Origin of the sequence: Saccharothrix sp. CCNWYY140 (assembly GCF_037401995.1) — a bacterium.
Classification (GTDB): Bacteria; Actinomycetota; Actinomycetes; order Mycobacteriales; family Pseudonocardiaceae; genus Actinosynnema.
Map to the genome: position 1 here is coordinate 167501 of NZ_JBBEGC010000002.1, position 24671 is coordinate 192171.

The 24671-nt window shown below is 71.9% G+C and carries 24 protein-coding genes; 12 read left to right on the forward strand and 12 right to left on the reverse strand.

All coding sequences use genetic code 11. The features are described 5' to 3' along the window. Positions 1–39 precede the first annotated feature (39 nt). Positions 40–1242 carry an RNA polymerase sigma factor gene (locus tag WBN91_RS02045; protein WP_337722852.1) on the reverse strand — a complete coding sequence of 401 codons (1203 nt, stop codon included), beginning with the start codon at positions 1240–1242 and terminating at the stop codon, positions 40–42. Positions 1243–1323: 81 nt separating this feature from the next. Then, positions 1324–1644 carry a YciI family protein gene (locus WBN91_RS02050; RefSeq protein ID WP_337722853.1) on the reverse strand — a complete coding sequence of 107 codons (321 nt, stop codon included), beginning with the start codon at positions 1642–1644 and terminating at the stop codon, positions 1324–1326. A 135-nt stretch (positions 1645–1779) separates the two neighbouring features. On the opposite strand from WBN91_RS02050, the gene WBN91_RS02055 reads away from it, so the two are divergent. The 5 genes from WBN91_RS02055 to WBN91_RS02075 all read left to right on the forward strand — a co-directional run bounded on the left by WBN91_RS02055 (position 1780) and on the right by WBN91_RS02075 (position 8096). After that, complete coding sequence (locus WBN91_RS02055; RefSeq protein ID WP_337722854.1) at positions 1780–2544, forward strand: MerR family transcriptional regulator; 765 nt, start codon at positions 1780–1782, stop codon at positions 2542–2544. Positions 2545–2630: 86 nt separating this feature from the next. Next, a complete protein-coding gene (locus WBN91_RS02060) occupies positions 2631–3776 on the forward strand; it encodes an alpha/beta hydrolase family protein (protein ID WP_337722855.1) in 1146 nt (381 codons plus the stop codon). A 59-nt stretch (positions 3777–3835) separates the two neighbouring features. Beyond that, on the forward strand, positions 3836–4276 hold the full coding sequence (locus WBN91_RS02065) for a group II truncated hemoglobin (RefSeq protein WP_337722856.1): 441 nt from the start codon (positions 3836–3838) through the stop codon (positions 4274–4276). Between the two features lie 134 nt (positions 4277–4410). After that, positions 4411–5685: an alpha/beta hydrolase gene (locus WBN91_RS02070; RefSeq protein WP_337722857.1), complete on the forward strand. Its 1275-nt coding sequence runs from the start codon at positions 4411–4413 to the stop codon at positions 5683–5685. Further along, positions 5652–8096 (forward strand): DUF2156 domain-containing protein, encoded by a 2445-nt coding sequence (locus tag WBN91_RS02075; RefSeq protein WP_337722858.1) that lies wholly within the window; start codon positions 5652–5654, stop codon positions 8094–8096. Before WBN91_RS02070 ends, WBN91_RS02075 begins: the two co-directional genes overlap by 34 nt. Here the strand turns inward: WBN91_RS02075 and WBN91_RS02080 are convergent. Then, positions 8061–8753 carry a TetR/AcrR family transcriptional regulator gene (locus tag WBN91_RS02080; protein WP_337722859.1) on the reverse strand — a complete coding sequence of 231 codons (693 nt, stop codon included), beginning with the start codon at positions 8751–8753 and terminating at the stop codon, positions 8061–8063. The genes WBN91_RS02075 and WBN91_RS02080 overlap by 36 nt on opposite strands. Positions 8754–8845: 92 nt before the next feature. Here WBN91_RS02080 and WBN91_RS02085 point away from each other — a divergent pair, with 92 nt between their 5' ends. Continuing rightward, the gene (locus WBN91_RS02085; RefSeq protein ID WP_337722860.1) at positions 8846–9850 is read left to right on the forward strand and encodes an aldo/keto reductase; all 1005 of its coding nucleotides are present in this window, start codon (positions 8846–8848) and stop codon (positions 9848–9850) included. A gap of 23 nt (positions 9851–9873) precedes the next feature. Here WBN91_RS02085 and WBN91_RS02090 read toward each other — a convergent pair whose 3' ends face one another. From WBN91_RS02090 to WBN91_RS02105, 4 genes are all read right to left on the reverse strand, one after another. Beyond that, entirely contained in the window at positions 9874–10665 is a 792-nt protein-coding gene (locus WBN91_RS02090; RefSeq protein WP_337722861.1) for an IclR family transcriptional regulator domain-containing protein, read from the reverse strand. Positions 10666–10697: 32 nt separating this feature from the next. Further along, on the reverse strand, positions 10698–11873 hold the full coding sequence (locus tag WBN91_RS02095) for a thiolase family protein (RefSeq protein ID WP_337722862.1): 1176 nt from the start codon (positions 11871–11873) through the stop codon (positions 10698–10700). After that, the gene (locus WBN91_RS02100; RefSeq protein WP_337722924.1) at positions 11870–12595 is read right to left on the reverse strand and encodes a CoA-transferase subunit beta; all 726 of its coding nucleotides are present in this window, start codon (positions 12593–12595) and stop codon (positions 11870–11872) included. The genes WBN91_RS02095 and WBN91_RS02100 overlap by 4 nt, the downstream gene beginning before the upstream one ends. Before the next feature lie 119 nt (positions 12596–12714). Further along, positions 12715–13524 (reverse strand): CoA transferase subunit A, encoded by an 810-nt coding sequence (locus WBN91_RS02105; protein WP_337722863.1) that lies wholly within the window; start codon positions 13522–13524, stop codon positions 12715–12717. A gap of 113 nt (positions 13525–13637) precedes the next feature. Between WBN91_RS02105 and WBN91_RS02110 the strand changes: the two genes are divergently transcribed. Next, positions 13638–14114 (forward strand): SRPBCC family protein, encoded by a 477-nt coding sequence (locus tag WBN91_RS02110; RefSeq protein WP_337722864.1) that lies wholly within the window; start codon positions 13638–13640, stop codon positions 14112–14114. Between the two features lie 209 nt (positions 14115–14323). On the opposite strand, the gene WBN91_RS02115 is transcribed toward WBN91_RS02110, so the two are convergent. From WBN91_RS02115 to WBN91_RS02130, 4 genes are all read right to left on the reverse strand, one after another. Then, on the reverse strand, positions 14324–14656 hold the full coding sequence (locus tag WBN91_RS02115) for a helix-turn-helix domain-containing protein (RefSeq protein WP_337722865.1): 333 nt from the start codon (positions 14654–14656) through the stop codon (positions 14324–14326). A 101-nt stretch (positions 14657–14757) separates the two neighbouring features. Next, the gene (locus WBN91_RS02120; RefSeq protein ID WP_337722866.1) at positions 14758–15210 is read right to left on the reverse strand and encodes a DUF4383 domain-containing protein; all 453 of its coding nucleotides are present in this window, start codon (positions 15208–15210) and stop codon (positions 14758–14760) included. Positions 15211–15650: 440 nt separating this feature from the next. Continuing rightward, on the reverse strand, positions 15651–16670 hold the full coding sequence (locus tag WBN91_RS02125; protein ID WP_337722867.1) for a family 2 encapsulin nanocompartment cargo protein polyprenyl transferase: 1020 nt from the start codon (positions 16668–16670) through the stop codon (positions 15651–15653). Between the two features lie 138 nt (positions 16671–16808). Then, positions 16809–17999, reverse strand: a complete 1191-nt coding sequence (locus tag WBN91_RS02130; RefSeq protein ID WP_337722868.1) for a cysteine desulfurase-like protein — start codon at positions 17997–17999, stop codon at positions 16809–16811. A 149-nt stretch (positions 18000–18148) separates the two neighbouring features. Here WBN91_RS02130 and WBN91_RS02135 point away from each other — a divergent pair, with 149 nt between their 5' ends. The 5 genes from WBN91_RS02135 (at position 18149) to WBN91_RS02155 (ending at position 23909) form a co-directional block, all read left to right on the forward strand. Further along, a complete protein-coding gene (locus WBN91_RS02135) occupies positions 18149–18430 on the forward strand; it encodes a metal-sensitive transcriptional regulator (RefSeq protein WP_337722869.1) in 282 nt (93 codons plus the stop codon). 17 nt (positions 18431–18447) lie between these two features. After that, a complete protein-coding gene (locus WBN91_RS02140) occupies positions 18448–18651 on the forward strand; it encodes a heavy-metal-associated domain-containing protein (RefSeq protein ID WP_337722870.1) in 204 nt (67 codons plus the stop codon). A 25-nt stretch (positions 18652–18676) separates the two neighbouring features. Then, a complete protein-coding gene (locus WBN91_RS02145) occupies positions 18677–19585 on the forward strand; it encodes a hypothetical protein (RefSeq protein ID WP_337722871.1) in 909 nt (302 codons plus the stop codon). After that, the gene (locus WBN91_RS02150; protein WP_337722872.1) at positions 19575–21839 is read left to right on the forward strand and encodes a heavy metal translocating P-type ATPase; all 2265 of its coding nucleotides are present in this window, start codon (positions 19575–19577) and stop codon (positions 21837–21839) included. The genes WBN91_RS02145 and WBN91_RS02150 overlap by 11 nt, the downstream gene beginning before the upstream one ends. A 168-nt stretch (positions 21840–22007) precedes the next feature. Then, the gene (locus WBN91_RS02155; protein WP_337722873.1) at positions 22008–23909 is read left to right on the forward strand and encodes a family 20 glycosylhydrolase; all 1902 of its coding nucleotides are present in this window, start codon (positions 22008–22010) and stop codon (positions 23907–23909) included. Between the two features lie 30 nt (positions 23910–23939). Here WBN91_RS02155 and WBN91_RS02160 read toward each other — a convergent pair whose 3' ends face one another. Continuing rightward, positions 23940–24662, reverse strand: coding sequence for a PaaX family transcriptional regulator C-terminal domain-containing protein (locus tag WBN91_RS02160; RefSeq protein ID WP_337722874.1), 723 nt, complete (start codon positions 24660–24662; stop codon positions 23940–23942). Positions 24663–24671 lie beyond the last annotated feature (9 nt).

A 24671-nucleotide genomic window follows, 5' to 3' on the forward strand; every position in this document is an offset into this window, starting at 1 on the left:
CGGTCGCGCCCGGCGGCCACGACAACGTCACCGCCCTGCTCATCCCGTGCACCGGTCGGCCCGCCGCGCCAGGAACCGACGCTCCGCCTCGCCAGGCGCCAACGCCGCGGCAGTCCGGTAAGCCTCCGCCGCACCCGCCCGGCCCAGCCGACGCAGCAGGTCGGCCCGGGTAGCGTGCCACAGGTGGTGGTCGGACAGCTGGTCCGCCAGGGCTTCGACCAGCGCCAACCCCGCCTCCGGGCCGTCCGCCTCGGACACCGCCACCGCCCGGTTCAACGCCACCACTGGCGACGGCACCAGCGCCTGCAACCGCCCGTACAGCAGCGCGATCTGCGGCCAGTCCGGCCCGTCGTCGGCCACGTGGCACGCGGCGATCGCCGCCTGCACCTGGTACGGACCCGGCCGCCCGCGCCGCAGCGCCCGGTCCAGCAGGGCCGTGCCCTCGGCGATGCGCGAGGCGTCCCACGTCGACCGGTCCTGCTCGGCGAACGGCACCAGGTCGTCGCCGGACACGCGGGCCGTGCGGCGCGAGTCGTGCAGGAGCATCAGTGCCAGCAGGCCCACCGCCTCGGGCTCGTCGGGCATCAGCGCCACGAGCGTGCGGGCCAACCGGATCGCCTCCGCGCACAGCTCCCACCGCTCGACCGCCGAGTACCCCTGGTTGAACAGCAGGTACAGCACGGCCAGCACGCCACCGGTCCGTTCCGGCAGCAGGTGCGCGGGCGGCACGCGGTACGGGATGCGGGCGGCCCGGATCTTGGCCCGCGCCCGCACCAGCCGCTTCGCCATCGTCGACTCGGCGACCAGGAACGCCCGCGCGATGTCCCCGACCGCCAGGCCCGCCACCGTGTGCAGGGTCAGGGCGACCCGCGCCTCCAGCGACAGCGCCGGGTGGCAGCACGTGAAGACCAGCCGCAGCACGTCGTCGCCGAACCCGTCGTCCTCGGCCGGGTCGGCGAGGGTCAGCGGCAGCTTGGCCGCCTCCACCGCCGCCCGCCGCACCCGGTCCACGGCCCGGTTGCGGGCGGCGGTGGTCAGCCAGGCTCCGGGGCGGTGCGGGACGCCTTCACGCGGCCACCGTTCCAGCGCCTGCGCGAACGCGTCCTGCACGCACTCCTCGGCCAGCTCGAAGTCGCCGGTCACCCGGATCAACGTCGCCACGATCCGGGTCCGCTCGGCCCGGAACACCTCGGCGACGACCGCGTCCGGCGCGGCCTCCGGCCCCCGGTTCCATTCTCCCACCGGGGTACGACACTCGGCCTCACCGGACATCAGCGAACCCCACCAGCCATCGGCGAACCTCACCAGCCATCGGCGAACCCGTCACGCGTCCGCGAACGGCCGGATCTCCACCGCGCCGAACCGCGCCACCGGGTGCCGCGACGCGATGAGGACCGCCTCGTCCAGGTCCGCGCACTCGATCACGTCGTAGCCGACGATGTGCTCCTTGGTCTCGGCGAACGGCCCGTCCGACAGCAGCACCTCCTCACCGCGGGTGCGCACGGTCGTCGCGGTGCGCCGGGACGCGAGCTCCGACCCGTCCAGCCGCTTGCCCTCCACCTCGGCGAGCCACTGGTCGATCGTGATGCCACCGCCGTCCGGTTCGACACCGGGCGAGGCGCAGATCAGCAGCATGTACTTCATGGGGTCGACTCCTGTCGTCGGTGCCATTCCACCACTACGACGAACGGGACCCTTCGCTCGAGGACAACCCCTCCGATCCGATACCACCCGATACGGTGTTGAACCTGACCCGACGTGAGGTTTTATGGTCGATGTGTGACCGGAACCGAACACGAGAAGCAGCCGCGCTGGAGCGTCGGCGCCCTGGCGAAGGTCACCGGCCTCACGGTGCGCACGCTGCACCACTACGACGAGCTGGGTCTGCTGCGTCCCAGTGAGCGCACGCCCTCCGGTCACCGCCGCTACACCGAACCCGACCTCCAGCGCCTCTACCGCATCCGCCTGCTGCGGCAGCTGGGCATGTCGCTGGAGGAGATCGGCGAGGCGCTGGCCGACCCCGCAGGGCTGCGCGACCTGCTGACCGCGCACCTGGAGGAGCTCGACGACCAGGTGTGGCGGCTGGAGACGCTGCGCCGCCAGACCCGCGGCCTGCTCGAGCAGCTCGACGGGCCGCGCCCCGACCCGGGCGCCCTGCTCGCGCTGCTGGGCTCGACCACGGTGTTCGACGACTCGCTGACCCGCGACCAGCGGCAGCAGCTGTTCGACCTGGCCGACCGCCTGACCGACGACGAGCGCCGCCACCTGGACGCCGAGTGGCCCAAGGTGCTGTCGGCGATCATCGCCCACTACCGCGCCGCCACCCCGGTGGAGGACCCGGAGGTGCAGGCCGAGGGGCGGCGGCTGGCGAAGATCGGCCGCATGTTCGCCGGGGACGACCCGGACATCCTGCGGTCGATGAGCACGTTCTTCCGGCAGCACGGCCACGGCGTGCTGCGCGACGTGTTGCCCGGCCAGTCGCTGTCCGACCTGGGCGACGGCCTGTGGGACTACGTGGGGCGCATGTACGCGGCCTCGCGGTGAACCGGCGCCCGGCGGGCAGGGGGTGTCCGCCGGGCGCCACTGAATGAGATACAAGGGGGATTGTTGTGTTGCGCAAAATCATCGGCTTGACGGCCGCGTTGCTCGCCATGAGCACCGTGCCCGCCGTGGCGGAACAGGAGGCGGGGCTGCTGCCCGCGCCGTCCGGACCGCACAAGGTGGGCGTCACGACCCTGCACCTGGTCGACCACCAGCGCACCGACCCGTGGCCGGACGCCGTGGGAAAACCGCGTGAACTGATGGTGTCGGTGCACTACCCGGCGCGGACCGTGCGCGGCTACCCGGTCGCGCCGCAGATGACGCCGCAGGCCGCCGGGGTGTTCGGGCAGTTGGACGCGGTGTACGGGCACCCGGAGCTGCCCAAGTCGGGAGTGGACTGGGCCGCCACCAAGACGCATTCGCACACCAACGCGCCAGCGCTGGCTGGGCGGCGGCCGGTCTTGCTGTACAGCACGGGCGGCGGCGACCCGCGCACGATCAACACCGCGCTGGCCGAGGACCTCGCGAGCCGCGGGTTCGTGGTCGTGTCGATGGACCACCCCGGTGAGACCAGCGAGGTCGAGTTCCCCGACGGCCGGGTGCGCACCATCGCCCTGCCCGAGGACCCGCGCGTCAAGCCGGCCGTCTTCCGGGACATGATCGCCGTCCGGCTCACCGACACGAAGTTCGTCCTCGACCAGCTCGAACTGCTCGCCGCCGGCGGCAACCCGGACGCGGCCGGCCGCGACCTGCCGCGAAACCTGGCCAGGTCGTTGGACCTGCGCCGGATCGGCATGTACGGGCACTCGGCGGGCGGCACCACGGCGGCCCAGGCGATGTACGAGGACCCGCGCATCGACGCGGCGGTGAACCTGGAAGGCCACCTGGACTACGCGGTCGAACCCGGCAAGCCCGGCGAACTGCTCCCGGTCGCCCGCGACGGCGTGGACCGGCCGCTGTTCCTGGTCGGCACGGACGGCTACCTCGACGAACGGTACCGCACCTCGTGGGCGGCGATGCTCGCGCACGGCCCGCGCACCCGGCACCACCAGGTCGACCACGCCACGCACTGGGTGTTCACCGACTTCGCCCCCATGACGGAGGCCTTCGTCGACGCCCGCCTGATGACCGAACAGGACCGGGTCAAGCTCGTCGGCGAGATCCACGCCGAACGGTCGGTCCCGCTCGTCCGCGACCTCGTGGGCGTGTTCTTCCAGCGCACCCTGCGCCGCTGAACCGTCCGCCCGCCGCGAAACCACGTGCGTGCGGTGAAGAGCACGACCATCATCGGCACGTGACCGAGCAGCAAACGATGTACGACGCCATCGGCGGCAGCAAGGTGCTGGACGAGCTGGTGGAGGTGTTCTACGCCAAGGTGCTCGACGATCCGCTGCTGAAGCCGCTCTTCGAGAACTTCACGCGCAAGCACCTGGAGCACGTGTCGGTGTGGCTGGCGGAGGTGTTCGGCGGCCCGGCCACCTTCACGGAGGAGCTGGGCGGGCACCTGCACATCCTCCAGGCGCACCACGGCCTGGGCATCAGCGAGCCGCAGCGGGCGCGCTGGGCGGAACTGATGAAGGAGTCGGCACGCGAGGTGCTGCCCGCCGACGACCGCCTCCAGGACAGCTTCGGCCGCTACATCGACTGGGGCACCGCCATCGCCCGGGACGTGTCGCAGCCGGGCGAGGCCTACCCGGACAGCGCGGGCGACGTGCCGCGTTGGCACTGGGAGTGATCGGGTTGTCAGACCCGGGTCTGATTTCCGGCAAGCCGTAAGGCGGACGGGGACCCGCCGTTGGTCCGATGTGCCCCGGCAGCGCGCCGAGGTGCACTGGACGCATCGCGCCGACGATGTGACGGGGAACCCGGGTGCTCGACCTTTCGCTGATCAACGGACCCATCCCGGCGGTGGTCACAGTGGTGGCCGCCGCCGGTGTGGTGTTGTTGGCCATTGGTGTCCGTCCTTTCCGGATCGTCCTGTTCGCGGTGCTCGCCGGGGTGCTGTCCGCCGCCTTGGTGGGGCTGGTCGTGAACATGGTGTGGCGGCCGTTTCCCGAGCCGTTGCCGCTGAAAGTGCTGGTGTGCCTGGGCGCTCTCGTGCTCGCCGTGGTGTTGGCCGCGGTGCGGTGGCGGGCGCGTTCGCGTCGGCTGGTCGCCGTGTTCGCCGTGGTGATCGTGCTGGTCGGCGCGTTGTCCGGGGTGAACACCTTCTACGGGCAGTACCCGACCCTGCGGGCGGTCCTGGGGCCGTTGCTGGCCGAGACCGTGGACTTGGACGAGGCCGCCCGGCCCGCTGGTGAGCTCGCGGTGCCGGACGGGCACGTGCTCGCCGACGTGTGGCAGCCGGCAAGCGTTCCGGACAAGGGAACCGTGTCGTCGGCGTCGATCCCGGCGAGCACCGACTACCGACCTCGTGACGCCTGGGTGTACCTGCCACCCGCCTACGCGGTGTCGCCACGCCCTCGGCTGCCTGTGGTCGTGCTGCTGGCGGGCCAGCCGGGCACGCCCCGCGACTGGCTGGACGCCGGCCAACTCACCACCCACCTGGACGCGTTCGCCAGACAGCACCGCGGGCTCGCGCCGATCGTCGTCATGGTCGACCAACTCGGTTCCCTGATGGCCAACCCGATCTGCGTGGACTCCCCGCGCGGCGCGCTGGAGACCTACCTGGCCAAGGACGTGCCGAACTGGGTCCAGCAGCGGCTCTCCGTCGACCGGCGGCGCACGGCGTGGACCATCGCCGGGTTCTCCCAAGGCGGCACGTGCGCGCTGCAACTGGCCGTCCGCGCGCCCGACGTCTACGGGAAGTTCATCGACATCTCCGGCCAGTCCGAGCCGACCCTGGGCACCCGCGCGGACACCGTCCGGGAGCTGTTCGGCGGCGATGGTGAGGCGTTCCGGCGGGTCAACCCGCTGGACATCCTCGCGACCCGGAGGTTCCCCGACACCGAGGGCGTGGTCGTGGCAGGCCAAGGGGACGTCTACTACCGCGACGAGGACAGGAAGGTGTACGAAGCGTGCCAACGGGCGGGAATGGACGTGCGGTGGACGGAACTGCCTGGCGGCCACGACTGGAACGTCTGGCGGCCGGGGCTGTACGACTCGCTGCCGTGGCTCGCGCGGCGCACAGGCTTGGTCCGCTGATCCGGCGGACGCCCGTCACCACGGCGTCCCTGGTCGTGCTGTGGGGTGTGGGCGCGGTCAGCGGGTCGCTGTGGTCGGGTCCCTCGGAGGAGTTGCTGGACCAGGTCGGGTTCGGGGTGTCGTCTCCACTGTGGACGGCGGTCGGGTCCGCTTTGTGGTGCGCCAACCTGGCCGGGTACCTGGGCACCAGCGTGCTGCTGCTGGTGTTCGGGCCGGTCGCGGAGCGGGAATTCGGGCCGTGGCGGACGCTGGCGCTGGTCGTCGGGTGTCAGGTGGCGGCGGTGTTCGCGGGGGCCGGGCTGGTGCGGCTGGGCGCGTCGACGGGGTGGAGTTGGCCGTCGTCGCTGGAGTACGACCTGGCGGTGGGGCTGTCGCCGGGGGTGGCCGGGTTGGCGTTGGCGTTGAGCTTCCGGCTGCCGCCGTTGTGGCGTCGGCGGGTGCGGTTGTTCCTGGTGCTCGGGCTGCTGGTGCTGGCGTTGTACTCCGGGTACCTGGAGGACGTGCTGAGGCTGTGCGGCGGGGTCGTCGGTCTGCTGGTGGGGGCGGTGCGGCGGCGTCCGGCGGGGGTGCCGGGGTCGGAGACCAGGGTGCTGGTGGCGTTGCTGTTGGCGGCTTCGGCGTTGGGGCCGATCGTGGTGTGGCTGTCGCCTTACGCCAACGGGCCGCTGTCGTGGTTCACCGACGTGTTGGCGGTGCCGCAGCCCGACGCGGACACCGTGGCGGGGCTGTGCGCGGACCCGGAGTCGTGGTCGCAGTGCCGGACGGCGCAGGCCCAGGCGGGGTACGACCGGTTGCCCGCGTTGCTGATGTCGGTGGTGCCCGCGTTGTTGTTGCTGGTGCTGGCGGAGGGGTTGCGGCGGGGGCGGCGGTTCGCGTGGTGGGCGGCGCTGGTGCTCAACGTCGGGATGGCGGTGCTGTTCGGCTGGTACGTGGTGGACCTGGGGGACGTGCTGACGCCTTCGGTGTTCGCGGAGTTCGCGCTGCCCTTGGTGTTGCCGTTGGCGATCGTGGTGGTGTTGTTGTGCACCCGGCGGCATTTCCCTTTGCCCACGCCGGTTCGCCGGTTCTGGGCGGTGTCCGCGGGCGGGCTCTTGGCGTTGAGCGCGGTGTACGTGCTCGGCGGGTACTTGGTACGCGAGCAGTTCGCGCCCGTGCCGGGGTTCGGCGACCTGGTGGCGGACCTGCCCGCGCGGTTCCTGCCGCCGGGCTACCTGGGTTTGGTGGCGCTGCCGTTCCGGCCCGACGACCTGGTGGCGGCGGTGCTGTTCGAGTACACCGGCGTGGTGTTCTGGCTGGTCGTGCTGGGCGGGTTGTTGCAGGCGCTGTGGCACGCGCGGCGGGTCGAGCTGGGGGACGCGGCGGCGCGGGCGTGGGAGCTGGTGCAGCTGTACGGCGGGACTTCCCTGTCCTACATGACGACTTGGCGCGGCAACCGGTATTGGTTCACTCCGGACGGTGAAGCTGTGGTCGCCTATCGGGTGGTGGCGACGATCGCGTTGACCGTGGGTGATCCGATCGGGCGGCCGGGAAGCCACGCGGAGGCGGTGCGGGGGTTCGCGGCGTTCTGCGCGCACGAGGGCTGGACGCCCTGCCTGTACAGCATCGGTGAGGAGCTGCGGGACGAGGTGGCGGCCAGCGGGTGGCACACGGTGCAGGTCGCGGAGGACACCGTCATCCCGTTGTCGGACTTGGCGTTCACCGGCCGCAAGTGGCAGGACGTGCGGACGGCGTTGAACAAGGCGGGCAAGCGGGGCATCACCGCCGAGTGGGTCCGCTACGCCGACGCGCCGCCCGCGCTGACCGACCAGGTGCGGACGATCTCGGCGGAGTGGGTGGCGGACAAGGGGTTGCCGGAGATGGGGTTCACCCTGGGCGGGCTGGCGGAGTTGTCCGGGGACGGGGTGCGGTGCCTGGTCGCGGTGGACGCCGACCGGACCGTGCACGCGGTGACCAGCTGGCTGCCGGTGCACGTGGACGGCCGGGTGGTCGGGTGGACGCTGGACTTCATGCGGCGGCGGGGGAGCGCGTTCCCGGGCGCGATGGAGTTCCTGATCGCGTCGGCGGCGCTGGCGTTGCGGGAGGAGGGGTTCGCGTTCCTGAGCCTGTCCGGTGCGCCGCTGGCCCGGCTGGACCGGGGCGCGCGGCCGTGCGGGGTGCAACGAGTGCTGGACTTCACCGGGCGGGTGCTGGAGCCGGTGTACGGGTTCCGGTCGCTGTTGGCGTTCAAGGCCAAGTTCCAGCCCTTGTACCGGCCGCTGTACATGGCCTACCCGGACCCGGCGGCGTTGCCGCGCATCGCGAACGCCGTGGGGCGGGCGTACCTGCCGGGGATGAGCGTGCGGCAGGGGGTGCGGCTGGCGGGGCGGGTGCTGCGGTCAGTTCGCCGCGAGCCGGCGCAGCCAGTCGCGTAGCAGCGCCGCTTCCGCCGGGGTGAGCGGGTGCGTCTGGCGGTTGAGCGTCGAGTCCAGGGCCAGGGCGTGGGTGGACAGGGTGGTGTCCTCCGGGGGGATCTCGTCGGTGGTGATCGAGGCGAGGACCATGTCCCGGGTCCTGGTGGACACGCCCAGGTCCTTCTCCTCGGCCGAGATCAGGCTGAGGGTGACGCCGGTGTTGGTGGCGTGCACGATGCTCGCGGCGGTCTCGACGGGCACCTTCAGGCGGCCCTGCGCGGCGACGCGTTCCAGGATGCCGACCAGCAGGCGGTAGGCGTCGTCGGCGGCGGTCGGCCGGCGGCCGGGCTGGGGGACGCCGTACATGAGCACGTAGAACGCCGGGTGGGTGAGGCCGAATTCGACGTGCAGGTCCCAGCCGCGCCGCAGGTCCTCGACCGGGTCGTCGCTGGGCGCGACGGTCTTCTTGGCGGCCAGGTACCGCTCGAAGCCGTGCGCGGTGACCGCGTCCAGCAGCCCCTGCTTGTCGCCGAACAGCCGGTACAGGGCCGGTGCCTGCACGCCCGCGGCGGCGGCGACCGCCCGGGTGGAGACCGCGTCGATCCCACCGTCGGCCAGCAGTTCGGCCGCGGCCTGGATGATCCGCTCCCGTGTGGTGACGCTCCGCTCTTCGCCCATGCATCGATGTTAACCCCATCGTGGGTAGCACTGATACTGGAATCGATGCTACCGTCGTTCTCGTAGCGCCGATACCAACCTTGGAGCCCCCGATGACCACGCAGTTCCGCACCCTCGGCAAGACCGGTCCCGCCGTCTCGTCCCCGGGCCTGGGCCTGATGGGCATGTCCGATCTGTACGGCCCCGCCGACGAGGCCGAGAGCACCGCCACCATCCACGCGGCGCTCGACGCCGGCGTCACCCTGTTCGACACCGGCGACTTCTACGGCATGGGCCACAACGAACTCCTGCTCCGCGACGCCTTGCGCGCCCGTCCGGGCGCCCGGGACGACGTGGTGATCAGCGTCAAGTTCGGCGCCCTGCGCGACCCGGATGGCGGCTGGTCGGGCTACGACGCCCGCCCGGCGGCGGTGAAGAACTTCGCCGCCTACAGCCTGCGGCGCCTGGGCACAGACCACATCGACGTCTACCGCCCGGCCCGCCTCGACCCGGCCGTGCCGATCGAGGAGACAGTCGGCGCCATAGCGGAGTTGGTGGAGGCCGGTCACGTGCGCCACATCGGCCTGTCCGAGGTGGGTGCGGACACGCTTCGCCGGGCCGCCGCCGTCCACCCGATCTCCGACCTCCAGATCGAGTACTCCCTGCTCTCCCGGGGGATCGAGGACGAGATCCTCCCGGCGGCGCGTGAACTGGGCATCGGCATCACGGCGTACGGCGTGCTCTCCCGGGGCCTGCTGTCCGGCCACTGGCAGGCGACCCGCTCCCTCACCCAGGACTTCCGCGCCATCAGCCCCCGCTTCCAGCCGGGCAACGTCGAGCACAACCTGGCCTTGGTGGAGTCCCTGCGCGCCATCGCCACAGCCAAGGACGTCACAGTCGCGCAGGTGGCCATCGCCTGGGTGGCCGCCCAGGGCGAGGACATCGTCCCGTTGGTCGGCGCTCGCACCCGCGCCCGCCTCACTGAGTCCCTGGCCGCCACCGCCGTGACCCTGACAGAGGCCGACCTGGCCACCATCACGGAGGCGATCCCCGCCGACGCCGCCGCCGGCACCCGCTACGCCACACCCATGATGTCCGACCTGGACAGCGAACGCTGACCCGGTGGCTGGCTGAGCGGTCCTTACACCTGTGGTCGGGGATCGGCGGCCAAGTCCTCCTCGATCGCCGCGCAGGTGGCCAACAGGCGCGGCACGGTGTCCTTCCGGATGCGATCCACCGTGGTCCGGCTGGCGTGGGTGGACACGTTGACCGCCGCGACCACCCGTCCCGACCGATCCCGGACGGGAGCGGCCACCGACCGCAACCCCTCCTCCAACTCCTGGTCCACCAGCGCCCACCCCTGGGCACGCACCTTGTCCAACTCGTCCCTGAGCCGCTCCACGGAGGTGATCGTGTGCGACGTCAACGGCTCCAGCCGCACGGAACCCAGGTACCGCTCCAACTCCCCGGCCGACAGCCCGGCCAGCAACACGTGCCCCATCGACGTGGCGTACGCCGGGAACCGGGTGCCGACGGTGATCGACACGGCCATGATCCGCGACACGGCGAACCGTGCCACGTACACGACATCCGCCCCGTCCAGCACCGAGGCGGACGTCGACTCGCGCACCTCGCCGGACAGCCGTTCGAGGTGGGGTTGGGCGATCTCGGGCAACGACATGCTCGACAGGAACGCGTACCCGAGTTCCAGCACGCGCGCGGTCAACGAGAACAACTTCCCGTCGGTCCGCACGTACCCGAGATCGACCAGGGTCAGCAGGAACCGCCGGGCCGCCGCCCGGGTCAGGCCGGTGGCCTTGGCGACGTCGGTCAACGTCAGCGCCGGCGTGTCGGCGCTGAACGCGCGGACCACCGCCAACCCGCGCTCCAACGACTGCACGTAGTACGCGCCGCGTTCCACCGACTCACCCATGATCCGCACACCCTAGCGACCACCCGGGAGGGTCATGCCTCGACGACCACGGCCAGCCCCTGTCCGACACCGATGCACAGCGCCGCCAAGCCCCACCCGCCGCCGCGCCGACGAAGCTCGCGGGCCAGTTGCAGCACGACCCGCCCGCCGGAGGCGCCGAGGGGGTGGCCGATGGCGATCGCGCCGCCGTTGACGTTGACGATCTCGGGGTCCAGCGAGGACCAGGACTTCAGGCAGGCCAGCGACTGTGCGGCGAACGCCTCGTTGAGCTCCACCGCCGCCAGGTCGCCCCAGCCGATCCCGGCTCGGCGCAGGGCGATCTCCGCCGCCTCGACGGGACCGATGCCGAACACGTCCGGGTCGACGCCCGCCGCACCGCGTCCGGCGATGCGGGCCAACGGCGTCACACCGAGGCGGTCGGCGGCGGCCTGCGAACCCAGCAGTAGCGCCGACACGCCGTCGTTCAACGGTGAGGCGTTGCCCGCCGTCACCGTCCCCTGTGGACGGAAGGCGGGCTTGAGGGTGCCGAGCTTCTCCAGGCTGGTGTCGGCGCGGATGCCTTCGTCGCGGGTCAGGTCGGTGCCCGGCAAGGGAACCACGTGGTCGTCGTAGAAGCCGTTGTCCCACGCCTTGGCGGCGAGCTGGTGGCTGCGCAGCGCGAACGCGTCCTGCTCCTCGCGGCCGATGCCGAAGCGTTCGGCGAGGGCCTCGGTGGACTCACCGAGGGACACGGTCCACTCGGCGGGCATCTTCGGGTTGGTCATGCGCCACCCGAGGGTGGTGGAGTGCAGGGTCTCGTGCCCGGAGGGGAAGCCCTTGGCCGGTTTCTGCATCACCCACGGCGCCCGGCTCATCGACTCGACCCCGCCCGCGACGATCAAGGAGGCATCACCGACGGCGATGGTGCGCGAAGCCTGCATGACGGCGTCCATCCCGGACCCGCACAGCCGGTTCACGGTTGTCCCGGGCACGGACGTCGGCCACCCGGCCAGCAGGGCCGCCATGCGGGCCACGTTCCGGTTGTCCTCGCCCGCCTGGTTGGCGTCGCCGAGCACGACCTCGTCGACCTGCGCCGGGTCGAGGTCGGAGCGCTGGGCGAGCGTGCCCACGACGTGGGCGGCCAGGTCGTCGGGGCGCACACCGGACAGGGCGCCGCCGTAGCGGCCGAACGGGGTGCGCACGCCGTCGAGCACGAACACGTCGGTCACGTCGAAGCCTCCTTGAGCGACCGCAGCGCGGCCAGTTCCTCAGCGGTGGGTGGGGGAGTGCGGCCGAGGTCGGGGGCGACCTTGAGGTCCCACCCGGTCGCGGCGCGCACGTCGTCCAGGGATACACCGTCGTGCAGGTCGGTGAGCACGAGTTCGGCCGTCCCGGCGTCCGGCCGGAACACCCCCAGGTCGGTGATCACCAGCGTCGGACCCGCCCCTCGAAGGCCCAACCGCTCCCGGTCACCACGTCCGCCGCCGTGCCCGAAGGAGGTCACGAAGTCGACCCGCTCCACGAAACTGCGCCTGCTCTGCCGCACCACGACGTACACCTCGCGGCACGAGGCGGCGATCTCCGGCGCGCCGCCGGCGCCCGGCAGCCGCACCTTGGGCCGGGCGTAGTCGCCGACCACGGTCGTGTTGATGTTGCCGAACCGGTCCAACTGGGCCGCACCGAGGAACCCGATGTCGATGCGGCCGGGCTGGAGCCAGTAGTTGAATACCTCGGGCACGCTGATCACCGCGTCCGCCGTCTCGGCGAGGATGCCGTCACCGATGGACGCCGGCAGCCGGTCCGGCTTGGACCCGAGCGTCCCCGACTCGTACACCAGCACGAGATCGGGCGCATGCGTGCGCCGCGCGAGGTTGGCGGCAGTGGACGGCAACCCGATCCCGACGAACACCCGCTGCCGCCCCGACAACGCCCGAGCCGCCGCAACCGCCATCACTTCATCGGCGGTGTACCCCAAGCCCTCGGCCGCCACCCCGTCGCCGTGCCGGCCCGCCACCCCGCCGCGCTCGCCTTCCACCGCGCCACCGCCATCGCGTCCGGCCGACTCCCCACTCACGCCGCCGCCTCCCTGACCTGCTCGACCCAGGCACCGAACTCAGCCCGATCGCGACTGATCGCATCCCAAGCCGCGTAATAGGCGTTGTCCCGCACCGAATACCCCTGCGCGTACGACGGGTGCGCCCCACCCGGCACCTCGGCCACGGTCGTCACCGCCCACGACGGCAGCACGATCGCGCCCGGCACGGGCGTCAACTCGTCCACGACCTCCTCGACCGTGACCAGGCTGCGCCGAGCCGCCAGCACGGCCTCCTTCTGCACTCCGAGCAACCCCCACAGCTGGACGTTGCCGCGCCGGTCGGCGCGCTGGGCGTGCACGATCGTGACGTCCGGGTTCAGCGCGGGCACAGCGGTCAGCACCTCGCCGGTGAACGGGCACGTGATCGGCTTGATCGACGCCGTGACCGAGGCCAGGTCGGTGCCGACGTACCCGCGCAGCACCGCGAACGGCAATCCGGACGCCCCGGCGACGTACCGGTTGGCCATGCCGGCGTGGCTGTGCTCCTCGATCTCCAACGGGAGCGGCCACCCGTTCTCCACGGCGTCCCGAAACCGGTGCAGCGAGCCGACGCCGGGGTTGCCTCCCCACGAGAAGACGAGCTTCCGCGCGCAGCCGGCGCCGATGAGCTGGTCGTAGACGATGTCCGGCGTCATCCGCACCAGGGTGAGGTCCCGCCGGCCTTGGCGGATGATCTCGTGCCCCGCGGCCGTGGGGATCAGGTGGGTGAAGCCCTCCAGCGCGACCACGTCACCGTCGGCCACCAGCTCGCCGACCGCGTCCGTCAGCGTTGCGATCTCGGCCACGTCACCTCACATGTTCGCATACCGAACACAAGTTCTGCATACGAACACTACGAGGGCCTTGTTGGGCCGGTCAACCCTTGGGCAAGGCGCGGTGATCCTCTACATTCCGGAACGTGAGCGATCCGGATGCACGGGCGAGCGTCGACGTCGACGCACCCGCCGAGCAGGTGTACGCGCTGGTCAGCGACCTGGCGGGAATGGCGGAGCTGGCGCAGGAGTACTCGGGCGGGCGGTGGCTGGACGGCGCGAGCGGTCCGGGTGTCGGCGCACGTTTCCGAGGCACCAACCGGCGCGGGATCAGGTTGTGGACGACGGTCGCCACGGTGACCGACGCGCGCACGGAGCGGTTCGCGTTCGTCGTGCACTCACTCGGGATGCCGGTCTCACGCTGGCAGTACGACATCGAACCGTCCGACACCGGCTGCCGCGTCACGGAAAGCACGTGGGACCTGCGCCCATCCTGGTTCAAGCCGCTGACGATCCTGGCAACCGGCGTCCGCGACCGCAGCACCCGCAACCAGGCCAACATCGAGTCGACCCTCGCCCGTCTCAAGCAGGCCGCCGAGCGCGCAGTTAAGCCCGACGCATAGCCCTCAACGCACTGAGCCCTCAACGCACTGAGCCCTCAGCGCACAGAGCCCTCAACGCACCGAACAGTGCGCCGAACCCGGGCTGCGTGCCGAGCCCGGGCCGTGTGCCGAAACCGAGCCGCGTGCCGAAATCGGGCCGAAAACGCAGCCGCCGGCCGTGCCCGTGAGGGTCGGCCGGCGTGGCGGATGGCGGGTTGCGGGTGGCGGGGTCAGTTCGGGAGGCGCTTGAGGCGGCGGCGGAGTTCGGCCACCAGTTCGTCGTCGGTCAGGTCCGCCGGGTCGGGCCTGGTGTGCTTGAGCTGGGCTTCGTCGGCGGTGATGAGTTCGGCGGCGACCATCACCTCGAGCGGGCTGACCTCGAACAGCTTGGCGATCGCGCGGGCCGTGTCGATGTTGATCGACTTGCCGCGCCGCCAGTCCGTGAACCGGCTGCGGTGGACGCCGGTCGCTCGGGAGAGGTCGCCGGTGCTCAGGCCGCGGTTCTCCAGGTTGGTCTCGATGTAGGCCCACAAGGGCGATGCGGTGGTGGGATCTTCGCTCACCCCGCCCAGTCTAGTTGTGAGCGCGCAACCGACGTCAGGTGCGACCGTTGTCGGCGTGTCGCGCCGCGGTCAGCCGCCCCCGTGGACCTGTTCCACGCCGCTCAGACGGCCCCGCGCCGACCGATCCGGGACGACCGGCCCAGGGAGAAGCCCAGCGCGACCATGCCGAGCCCCAGTCCCAGGTGCAGCCAGTTGTCCGCGGTGTTCACGGGCACGAAGTTGGCGGCGCTGTCGTGGTCGATGAGCAGACCGTAGAGCCACAGCACCAGGTACACCACGCCACCGCCCACCAGGTAGGTCGTCGCGCCGGCGGCCGAGCGGGCCATCAGGAAGCCCACCACGCCGAACGCCAGGTGCACGAGGTTGTGCAAGATGGACACGTTGAACACGCCCAGCAGCTGCGCCTGCGACTCGTGGCCCGCGAACTGCATGGTGTCGTAGTTGGTGGTCAGACCGGGGATGAAGCCGGCGATCCCGACCAACGCGAACACGATGCTCACTGCGAGCGCGGCGGACTGCACCGGTGTCCGCGTGACCGCTCCGCTTGTGCTCATGTCAAGCTCCCTGTCCCGAAGCGAAGGTGTTCGAGCCTGCCCACCGACTACCCTCGGCAACCCGCCCGAAACACCCGGCCACGAGCGCCCAGAACGCCCCCGGAGCCGACCCTCTGACCAGCACAGACCCCCAGCCGCCACCCCACGACACCAAGCCCGGCCCCGCCAAGCCCAGCCCCGGCGACTCCGGGCGCGGCAACTCCGACCGCGCCGCCCGGCTTGGCCGCGCCAGCCCCGGCCCCGGCCCCGCCCCGCCAAGCCCGGCCGCGCCGCCCGGCTTGGCCGCGCCAGCCTCGCGCCGGCCCGGAGCCACACGCCCCGCGCCGCCCCGCCTTGCGCCCCGCCTTGGGCCCCGCCTTGGGCCGCGCTGCGCCGCCCGCCCCGCGCCGCCCCGCCTTGGGCCGCGCTGCGCCGCCCGCCCTGCGCCGGGCGTAGTCGGGTCACCGGTCGCGGTCGACCACCAGGTGGGCCAGGGCGGCCAGTTCGGCGGCCGGGCGAGGGGCGGGGGCGGTGTCGGCTAGGCGGTCCAGGGCCTCGTCCAACAGTCGGCGGGACTCGTCGCGGCTCCACGACCGGCCGCCGGCCAGTTCGACCAAGTCGGCCATGCGGACGGCGTCGTCGGGGCTCGGGGGCGCGGTCCTTCGGTACAAAGTGGACAGTTCGCGGCCGGAAGGGGTGTCCGAGGCGAGTGCGGCCACCACGGGTAGGGACTTCTTGCGGCTGCGCAGGTCCGTGTGTGCGGGTTTGCCGGTCTTCGCCGGATCGCCCCAGATGCCGAGCAGGTCGTCCACGTGCTGGTACGCGATGCCCAGCAGCCGGCCGAACTCGTGCAGGTGCGCCACGGTCGCGGGTGGTGCGCCGGCGAAGGTCGCCCCCAAAGCGCACGCCGCCGCGAGTAGGGCGGCGGTCTTGTGTTCGACCATCTCCAAACACTCCCGCACGCCGACCTCGGGTCTGCGCTCGAAGGCCAGGTCGGCGTACTCGCCGTCCACCAGGTCCAGCAACGCCCCGGTCAGCACGCGTGCCGCCGCCGGGTGCGCGGAACCGGCCAACACGTCTGCCGCCAACGCCAGCAACGCGTCACCGGCGAGGATGGCCGCGCTCACCCCGAACACCGCCCACGCCGTCGGCCGGTGGCGGCGGGTGCGGTCGCGGTCCAGGACGTCGTCGTGCAGCAGTGTGAAGTTGTGCGCCAGTTCGATCGCGACGGCGGCAGGCACGGCGTCGTCCGGGCGTGCCCCGGAGGCTTCGGCGGCGAGCAGCACCAACGCCGGCCGCACCGCCTTGCCCCCGGCGGCCTCCACCGGGCGGCCGAACTGGTCCCACCACCCGAGGTGGTACCCGGCGATGCGGCGCATCGGCGCGGGCAGTCGGTCCACGGCGTCGCGGAGCGCGGGTTGGACCAGGTCACGACTCCAGGTCAGCACAGCGGACGCCGGCCGGGCCGGGGCGACGGTCATCGCTCCTCCAGACTCGCTGGGACGACGGCGGCTGCCGGGCGGGGGACCACGCCGTCACCCTCGGCCCACCCATGCTTCCGCGAACCGCCAAGGCTGTCTGTCCACCACTCCGGCGTACCGCTTACCCCTTGCGCGCGGTCAACTGGTGAGGAACGAGGTCAGCTCGTCGAGCACGCGGGCCACCTCCTCGGCCGTCGAGTACGGGGCCAAGCCCAGCCGCAACCCGCCCCGGTCGCCGAGCCCGAGGTGACGGGAGGTCTCGATGGCGTAGAACGACCCCGCCGGCGCGTTGATGTTCCGCGTCGCCAGGAATCGGTAGGCGTCGGCCGGGTCGTGGTCGGCGAAGGTGACCAGCAGGGTCGGGGTCCGCCGCTTCGCCCTGGAATGCACGGTGACGCCGGGCAGCGCCAACAACCCCGCTTCCAACTCCACGCGCAGCTTGTCCTCGTGCTCGGCGACCGCCCCCATCGAGGCCGTGACGCGGGACCGCCGGTCGCCCTCGCCCGGCACCAGGCCGGCGATGAAGTCGACCGCCGCCGTCGACCCGGCCAGCAGCTCGTACGGCAGGGTGCCCAGCTCGAACCGCTCCGGCACGACATCCGTCGACGGCAGCAGCTTGTCCGGCCGCAACCCCTCCAACAGCTCCGGCCGGGCCACGAGCACACCGCAGTGCGGACCGAAGAACTTGTACGGCGAGCACACGAAGAAGTCGGTGCCCATCGCCTCCACGTCCACCGGGTCGTGCGCGGCCAGGTGGACCCCGTCGACGTAGCACAACGCCTCCACGTCGTGCGCCGCCCGGCTGATCGCGGCCACGTCGGGCCGGGTGCCGATGAGGTTGGACGCGGCGGTCACCGCGACCAGCCGGGTCCGGTCGGTCACCGGCACCTCGTCCAGCTCGCCGGTCTCCGGGTCGAACGCCACCCACCGCACCACGGCCCCGACCGCCTCCGCCACCTGCACCCACGGCCGCACGTTGGCGTCGTGGTCGAGCCTGGTCACCACCACCTCGTCGCCCGGCCGCCACGTCCGGGCCAGGGTCCGGGCGAAGTCGTAGGTCAGCTGGGTGGCGCTGCGGCCGAACACGACACCGCCCGGGTCGGCGCCCAGCAGGTCGGCCAGGGCGTGCCGCGCGGCCAGGACGATGTCGTCGGCGGCGCGTTCGGCGGCGGTCACCCGGCCCCGGTTGGCCAGCGGGGACACCAGGGCGTCGCGGACGGCGTCGGCCACCGCGGCCGGGACCTGGGAGCCGCCGGGGCCGTCGAAGTGCGCGGTCCCGGCGGCCAGGGACGGGAAGCGGGCGCGGACGGAGTCGACGTCGTAGCTCATGGGGGCACTCTCGCACGGCCCGGCGCCGCCCAGCCGGCCTCTTCCGGACCGATACCGGTACCCCCTGGGGGTGTGCCCCCGCTCACGGTCGAGTTGACGGGGGTACCCCCTAGGGGTATGAATGCGGGTGTAGCGGGAAGGAGCGGGACATGCGGGGTTACACCAGCGGCAAGGACGACTACCTGGCGCGACTGCGCCGGGTGGAGGGCCAGGTCCGGGGTATCCAGCGGATGGTGGACAACGACGAGTACTGCATCGACGTGCTCACCCAGATCGCCGCCGCCACGAAGGCGCTCCAGGCGGTCTCGCTCGGCCTGCTCGACGAGCACCTCAAGCACTGCGTGGCCGAGGCGTTGTCGCAGGGCGGCGAAGGTGCCGACGACAAGGTGCGCGAGGCGAGCGAGGCGATCGCCCGCCTGGTGCGCTCGTGAACGACCGAGGAGGAACAATGGCCGAGTCCACCTACACCGTCGCCGGCATGACGTGCGGCCACTGCGTGGCGTCCGTCACCGAGGAGGTCTCCCGGATCTCCGGCGTGACCGATGTGGCGGTCGACCTGCCCACCGGCGCGGTCACGGTGACCAGCGCCGAACCGGTGGCCGAGGCGGACGTGCGCGCCGCCGTCGAGGAAGCGGGCTACGCGCTCGCCTGACCGGAACCACCCCAGGACTGGAGTCATGAACACAGCAGCGAAGCTCTCCGCCTACGGTGTGGCGCTCGCCCTGGTCGCCTCGGGCGCCTGGGCGATCGGCAGCGCTGTCGGTCCCCTCTCCGCCGAACAGGCCCCCCAGGCCGAAGGCGAGGCGCACGGCACTGAGGACGCCGGGCACGGGGACACCCACAGCGGCACCGTCGCGGAGGGTGCGCAGGACCTGCCCAAGGGGCTTTCGTCGACCAGGGGCGGCTACACCCTCGCGCCCACCGCGTCGACCCTGCCCGCGGGCACCTCTCCGCTCTCCTTCCGCATCCTCGGCCCCGACGGGCACGCGGTGACCTCGTTCGAGGTCGAGCACGACAAGAAGATGCACCTCATCGTGGTGCGCCGGGACACCTCCGGCTACCGGCACGTGCACCCCGAGATGGCGGCCGACGGCACCTGGTCGGTCCCGGTGACCCTGCCGACCGGCGGCACCTACCGCGTGTTCGCGGACTTCAAGCCGACCGGTGGCCCGGCCACGACGCTGGGCGCCGACGTGTCGGTCGCCGGCGACTTCCAGCCACAGCCCCACGCCGAGACCCGGGTGGCCGAAGTGGACGGTTACCAGGTGCGTTTGGACGGTGACCTCAAGCCGGGGCAGGCGTCGTCGGTGAAGCTCTCGGTGAGCAAGGGCGGCGTGCCGGTCACCGACCTCCAGCCGTACCTGGCGGCGTATGGTCACTTGGTGGCCCTGCGCGAGAGCGATCTCGCCTATCTGCACGTCCACCCCGAGGGTTCGCCCGGGGACGGCAAGACCGCGCCGGGACCCGAGATCGCGTTCGTCGCCCAGGTACCGAGCGAGGACCGCTACCGGTTGTTCCTGGACTTCCAGCACGACGGTGTCGTGCGCACGGCCGAGTTCACGGTGGAGGCGGGTCATGGCCACTGATCTGGAGCTCTCGATCACGGGCATGACGTGCGCTTCGTGCGCCAACCGGATCGAGCGGAAGCTGAACAAGCTGGACGGCGTGACGGCGACGGTCAACTACGCCACCGAGAAGGCCAAGGTCACCTTCCCCGCCGACCTGGACCCGCAGACGCTGGTCGCCACGGTCGAGGCCGCCGGGTACGGCGCGACCCTGCCCACGCCCGAGGCCGCGCCGGTCGAGGAGATCGACCCCACGGCGTCGTTGCGGCAGCGGCTGATCGTCTCGGCGTTGCTGACCGTGCCGGTGATCGTGTTGGCGATGGTCCCGGCGTGGCAGTTCGACTTCTGGCAGTGGATCTCGTTGACGCTGGCCGCGCCGGTGATCGTGTGGGGCGCGTGGCCGTTCCACCGTGCGGCGGCGGTGAACCTGCGGCACGGCGCGGCCACGATGGACACGCTGGTGTCGTTGGGCACGCTGTCGGCGTTCGCCTGGTCGATCTACGCGCTGCTGTGGGGCACGGCCGGGACACCCGGCATGACCCACCCGTTCCGGCTGACCGTCGAGCGCACGGACGGCACCGGGTCGATCTACCTGGAAGTCGCGGCCGGGGTGACCACGTTCATCCTCGCCGGCCGGTACTTCGAGGCGCGGTCCAAGCGGCGGGCCGGTGCGGCTCTGCGCGCCCTGCTGGAGTTGGGCGCGAAGGACGTCGCCGTGCTGCGCGACGGCCGCGAGACCCGCATCCCGATCGGTGAATTGAAGGTCGGCGACCGGTTTGTCGTCCGGCCCGGCGAGAAGATCGCCACCGACGGCGTGGTCGACGAGGGCAGTTCGGCCGTGGACGCCTCGATGGTGACCGGTGAGTCGGTGCCCGTCGAGGTCGGTCCCGGGGACAGTGTCGTGGGTGCGACGGTCAACGCCGGTGGTCGGCTGGTCGTGCGGGCCACCCGGGTCGGCGCGGACACCCAGCTGGCGCAGATGGCGCGGCTGGTGGAGGAGGCGCAGACCGGCAAGGCCGAGGTGCAGCGGTTGGCCGACCGGGTGTCCGGGGTGTTCGTGCCGATCGTGATCGCCCTGGCCGTGGGCACGCTGGCCTTCTGGCTCGGCGCGGGCGGCGGCACGGCGGCGGCGTTCACCGCCGGTGTCGCGGTGTTGATCATCGCCTGCCCGTGCGCGCTCGGGTTGGCCACGCCCACCGCGCTGCTGGTCGGCACGGGTCGGGGTGCTCAGCTGGGGATCCTGATCAAGGGACCCGAGGTGCTGGAGTCGACTCGTCGGGTGGACACGGTGGTGCTGGACAAGACCGGCACCGTCACCACCGGCCGGATGAGCCTGGTCGCCGTGCACACCGCCGATGTCGCCGAGGACGAGGTGCTGCGGCTGGCGGGAGCCCTGGAGCACGCCTCCGAACACCCGATCGCCAAGGCCATCGCGGCCGGTGCGGCCGAGCGGGTGGGCGAGTTGCCCGAGGTCGAGGGCTTCCAGAACCTGGAGGGCCTGGGCGTCCAAGGCGTGGTGGACGGGCACGCGGTGCTGGTCGGCCGGGAGCGGTTGCTGGCCGAGTGGAGCATCCACCTGGACGGCCCGCTGGCCGAGGTCAAGGCCGACGCCGAGGCCAAGGGCCGCACCGCGGTCCTGGTGGCCTGGGACGGCGAGGTCCGGGCGGTGCTGGTCGTGGCCGACACGGTCAAGTCGACCTCGGCGCAGGCGGTCCGGGAGCTGCGGGACCTCGGACTCACCCCGGTGTTGTTGACCGGGGACAACGAGGCGGCGGCGAAGGCGGTCGCGGCCGAGGTGGGCATCGACGAGGTGTTCGCCGAGGTGCTGCCCAAGGACAAGGTCGACGTGGTCGCCCGGTTGCAGGCCGAGGGCCGGGTCGTGGCGATGGTCGGCGACGGCGTGAACGACGCCGCCGCGTTGGCCAAGGCCGACCTCGGGTTGGCGATGGGCACCGGGACCGACGCCGCGATCGAGGCCAGCGACCTGACGCTGGTGCGCGGTGACCTGCGGGCGGCGGTGGACGCGATCAGGTTGTCGCGGCGGACGTTGGCCACGATCAAGGGCAACCTGTTCTGGGCGTTCGCCTACAACGTGGCCGCCCTGCCGTTGGCGGCGCTGGGGCTGCTCAACCCCATGATCGCCGGGGCGGCGATGGCGTTCTCCTCGGTGTTCGTGGTGAGCAACAGCCTGCGCCTGCGCGGGTTCCGCGGCACGGTGGGCGAGACGCCGGCCCCGGCCGCGCCCCGCCCGGAGAGGGTGCCCGCGAAGGTCTGACCCATCGCGCTCGACGATGGCCCGGAGCTGACCCGCTCCGGGCCATTCGCATTAATGAAGATGGCAGATCGAGCCACTTTTCGAGCAGCTCTTGACAGCGTGTGTGCAGATCGGTGCACTGAGGCCCGCAATTGGTCCAGACCAGCTCCGTGCCTGGAAGGAACCTCGATGCTCCGTCTCCGCACCCTCGGCGCGGCACTGGCCGTGCTGGCCGCGTCCTCCGCCATACCCGGCACGGCCGCCGCCCAGGCCGCGAACCCCAAGCCGCAGACCATTCCCGCGCTGCGCGAGTGGACCGGCGGCACCGGTGACTTCACCTTCTCCAGCACGTCCCGGATCGTCCGCGATCCCGCGCTCGCGACGACCGCCGGCGTGTTCGCCGACGACCTCACCGCCCGGTTCGGCCACCCGGTCGCCCAGGTGGAGACCGGCGCGCGGGCCGGGGACGTCGTGCTCCGGCTCGGCGCCACCGACACCGCGCTGGGCGCCGAGGGGTACGCGCTCAGCGTCACCGACCGGGTCGTCATCACCGCCCGCACCGACGCCGGCGCGTTCTACGGCACCCGGACCGTGCTGCAACTGCTCAAGCAGCGCACCACCATCCCGCAGGGCACGGCCCGCGACTGGCCGCTCAAGCCCGAGCGCGGCCTGATGGTGGACAACGGCCGCAAGTACTTCACGCCGCAGTGGCTCGCCGACCACGTGAAGGAACTGGCCTACCTCAAGCTGAACTACCTTCACCTGCACCTGACCGACAACCTCGGGTTCCGCATCGAGAGCGAGAAGCACCCCGAGTACGTCTCCGCGCAGCACCTGACCAAGCAGCAGGTCCGCGACCTGATCGCGCTGGCCGCCAAGTACAAGATCACCGTGGTGCCGGAGTTCGACGCCCCCGGCCACATGGACACCATCCTGGCCAAGCACCCTGACCTGAAGCTGGTGAGCAGTTCCGGGACGGTGAACCACGGGTTCATCGACCTCAGCAAGCCGGCCGCGTACACGCTGATCAAGGACATCTACGACGAGTACCTGCCGCTGTTCCCGGGTCCGTACTTCCACATCGGCGCGGACGAGTACGTGACCGACTACGCGGCCTACCCGCAGCTGCTCACCTACGCCCGAGCGAACTACGGCTCGACCGCGAACGCCAAGGACACCTACCTCGGTTTCGTCAACTGGGCCAACGGGATCGTGCGGACGTCGGGCAAGACCACCCGCGCGTGGAACGACGGTCTGCACGGCGGTTCGGCGGTGCGCGTGCAGTCCAACGTCATCATCGAGTTCTGGTACAAGTACGGGCTCACGCCGCAGCAGCACGTGGACAACGGGCACCTGATCTCGAACGAGAGCTGGGACCCGACGTACTACGTCCTCTACAACGGCAGCGTCGGCCGCCCGAACACCACGTGGGGCTACGAAACCTGGAACACCAACGTCTTCCAGGGCAACCAGACCCTGAACACGGCGTCGCAGAACCGCAACCTGGGCTCGAAGATCCACGTGTGGTGCGACTACCCGGCGGGGGAGACCGAGGCGCAGATCGCGTCCGGCATCAAGGACCCGCTGCGGATGCTGGCCCAGCAGACGTGGGGCTCGCCGAAGCTGGTGTCGACGTGGTCGGCGTTCACGTCGGTCATCGCGGCGATCGGGCGCAACCCGGCATGGCCGTCGGTCGCGCAGCCGGGCAACCTGGCGTTCGGCAAGCCGGTGACCGTGTCGAGCGTGGAGACCCCGGCGTTCCCGGGGGTCAACGCGGTGGACGGGGACTACGGGTCTCGGTGGTCCAGCGCGTACACCGATCGTGAGTGGATCACCGTGGACCTGGGCGTCACCCGGCAGGTCGGGCGGGTGAAGCTGTCCTGGGAGACCGCTTACGGCCGCGGTTACCTCGTGCAGTCCTCTGTGGACGGTGTCTCGTGGACGACCCTGCGGACCGTGACCGCGGGCGACGGTGGGGTGGACGACCTGACCGGGCTGTCCGGGTCGGGTCGGTACGTCCGGGTGCAGGGCACGGCTCGGGCCACCGGGTGGGGGTACTCGCTGTACGAGTTCGAGGTCTACGGCTCGTGAGGTCCGGGGGCCGGGTCCGCCCCGGCCCCCTCAGCTCGGCAGGGCCGCGAGGGCGGCCAGTTCGCGCTGGTAGGCGCGGTAGGCCACGCGCAGCTCGTCGGCGGGCCAGGGGCGGGGGAGCAGCGGGTCGGGCAGGATCGGGTCGGCGAGCAGGTGGCGCACGATGGCCGCCGCCGTGGTGAACCGGTCCACGGGCTGGTCCACGGCGCGGAAGTGGTGCAGAAGCGCGCGGCCGTGGTTGGCCCACTCGTCCAGGTCCCACAGGGTGCGGGCCAGGGTGGCGGAGGGTGTTTCCGGCATGGCGCTGAACCGCTGCACGCCCGGGTCGGGGGTCCACGCGCGGCGCAGGTTGGTGGGGCGCAGCCACAGGCCTTCGCGCAGCTCGCCCAGGCGCAGGGCGGTCATGCGGGCGCGCAGGGCGGCGCGGTCGGCGGGGCTGCGGCCGGTGGCGGTGACGGCGACGATCTCCCATGTGCCGTCCCACGCGGTGGTGCTGGGGTCCACGCCCTCGTCCTGGCGGCGCTGGCGGTCCACCAGGCGTTCGTTGAGCCGGTAGGTACCGTCCGTGCGGTGCAGGTCGCCGGCGGAGACCATGCGGGTCAGGGCCACGCGCAGCGCGGTGTCGTTGATCCCGAACAGGGCGGCGATCCGGACCAGTTCCCGCACCGGCAGCTCCGGCGGGTGCGCGCCGAGCAGGGTGCTGAGCACCACCGAGCGCGCGGTCAGCGGTCGCAGCCGGAGCTCCTGCGTCACACCCGCCTC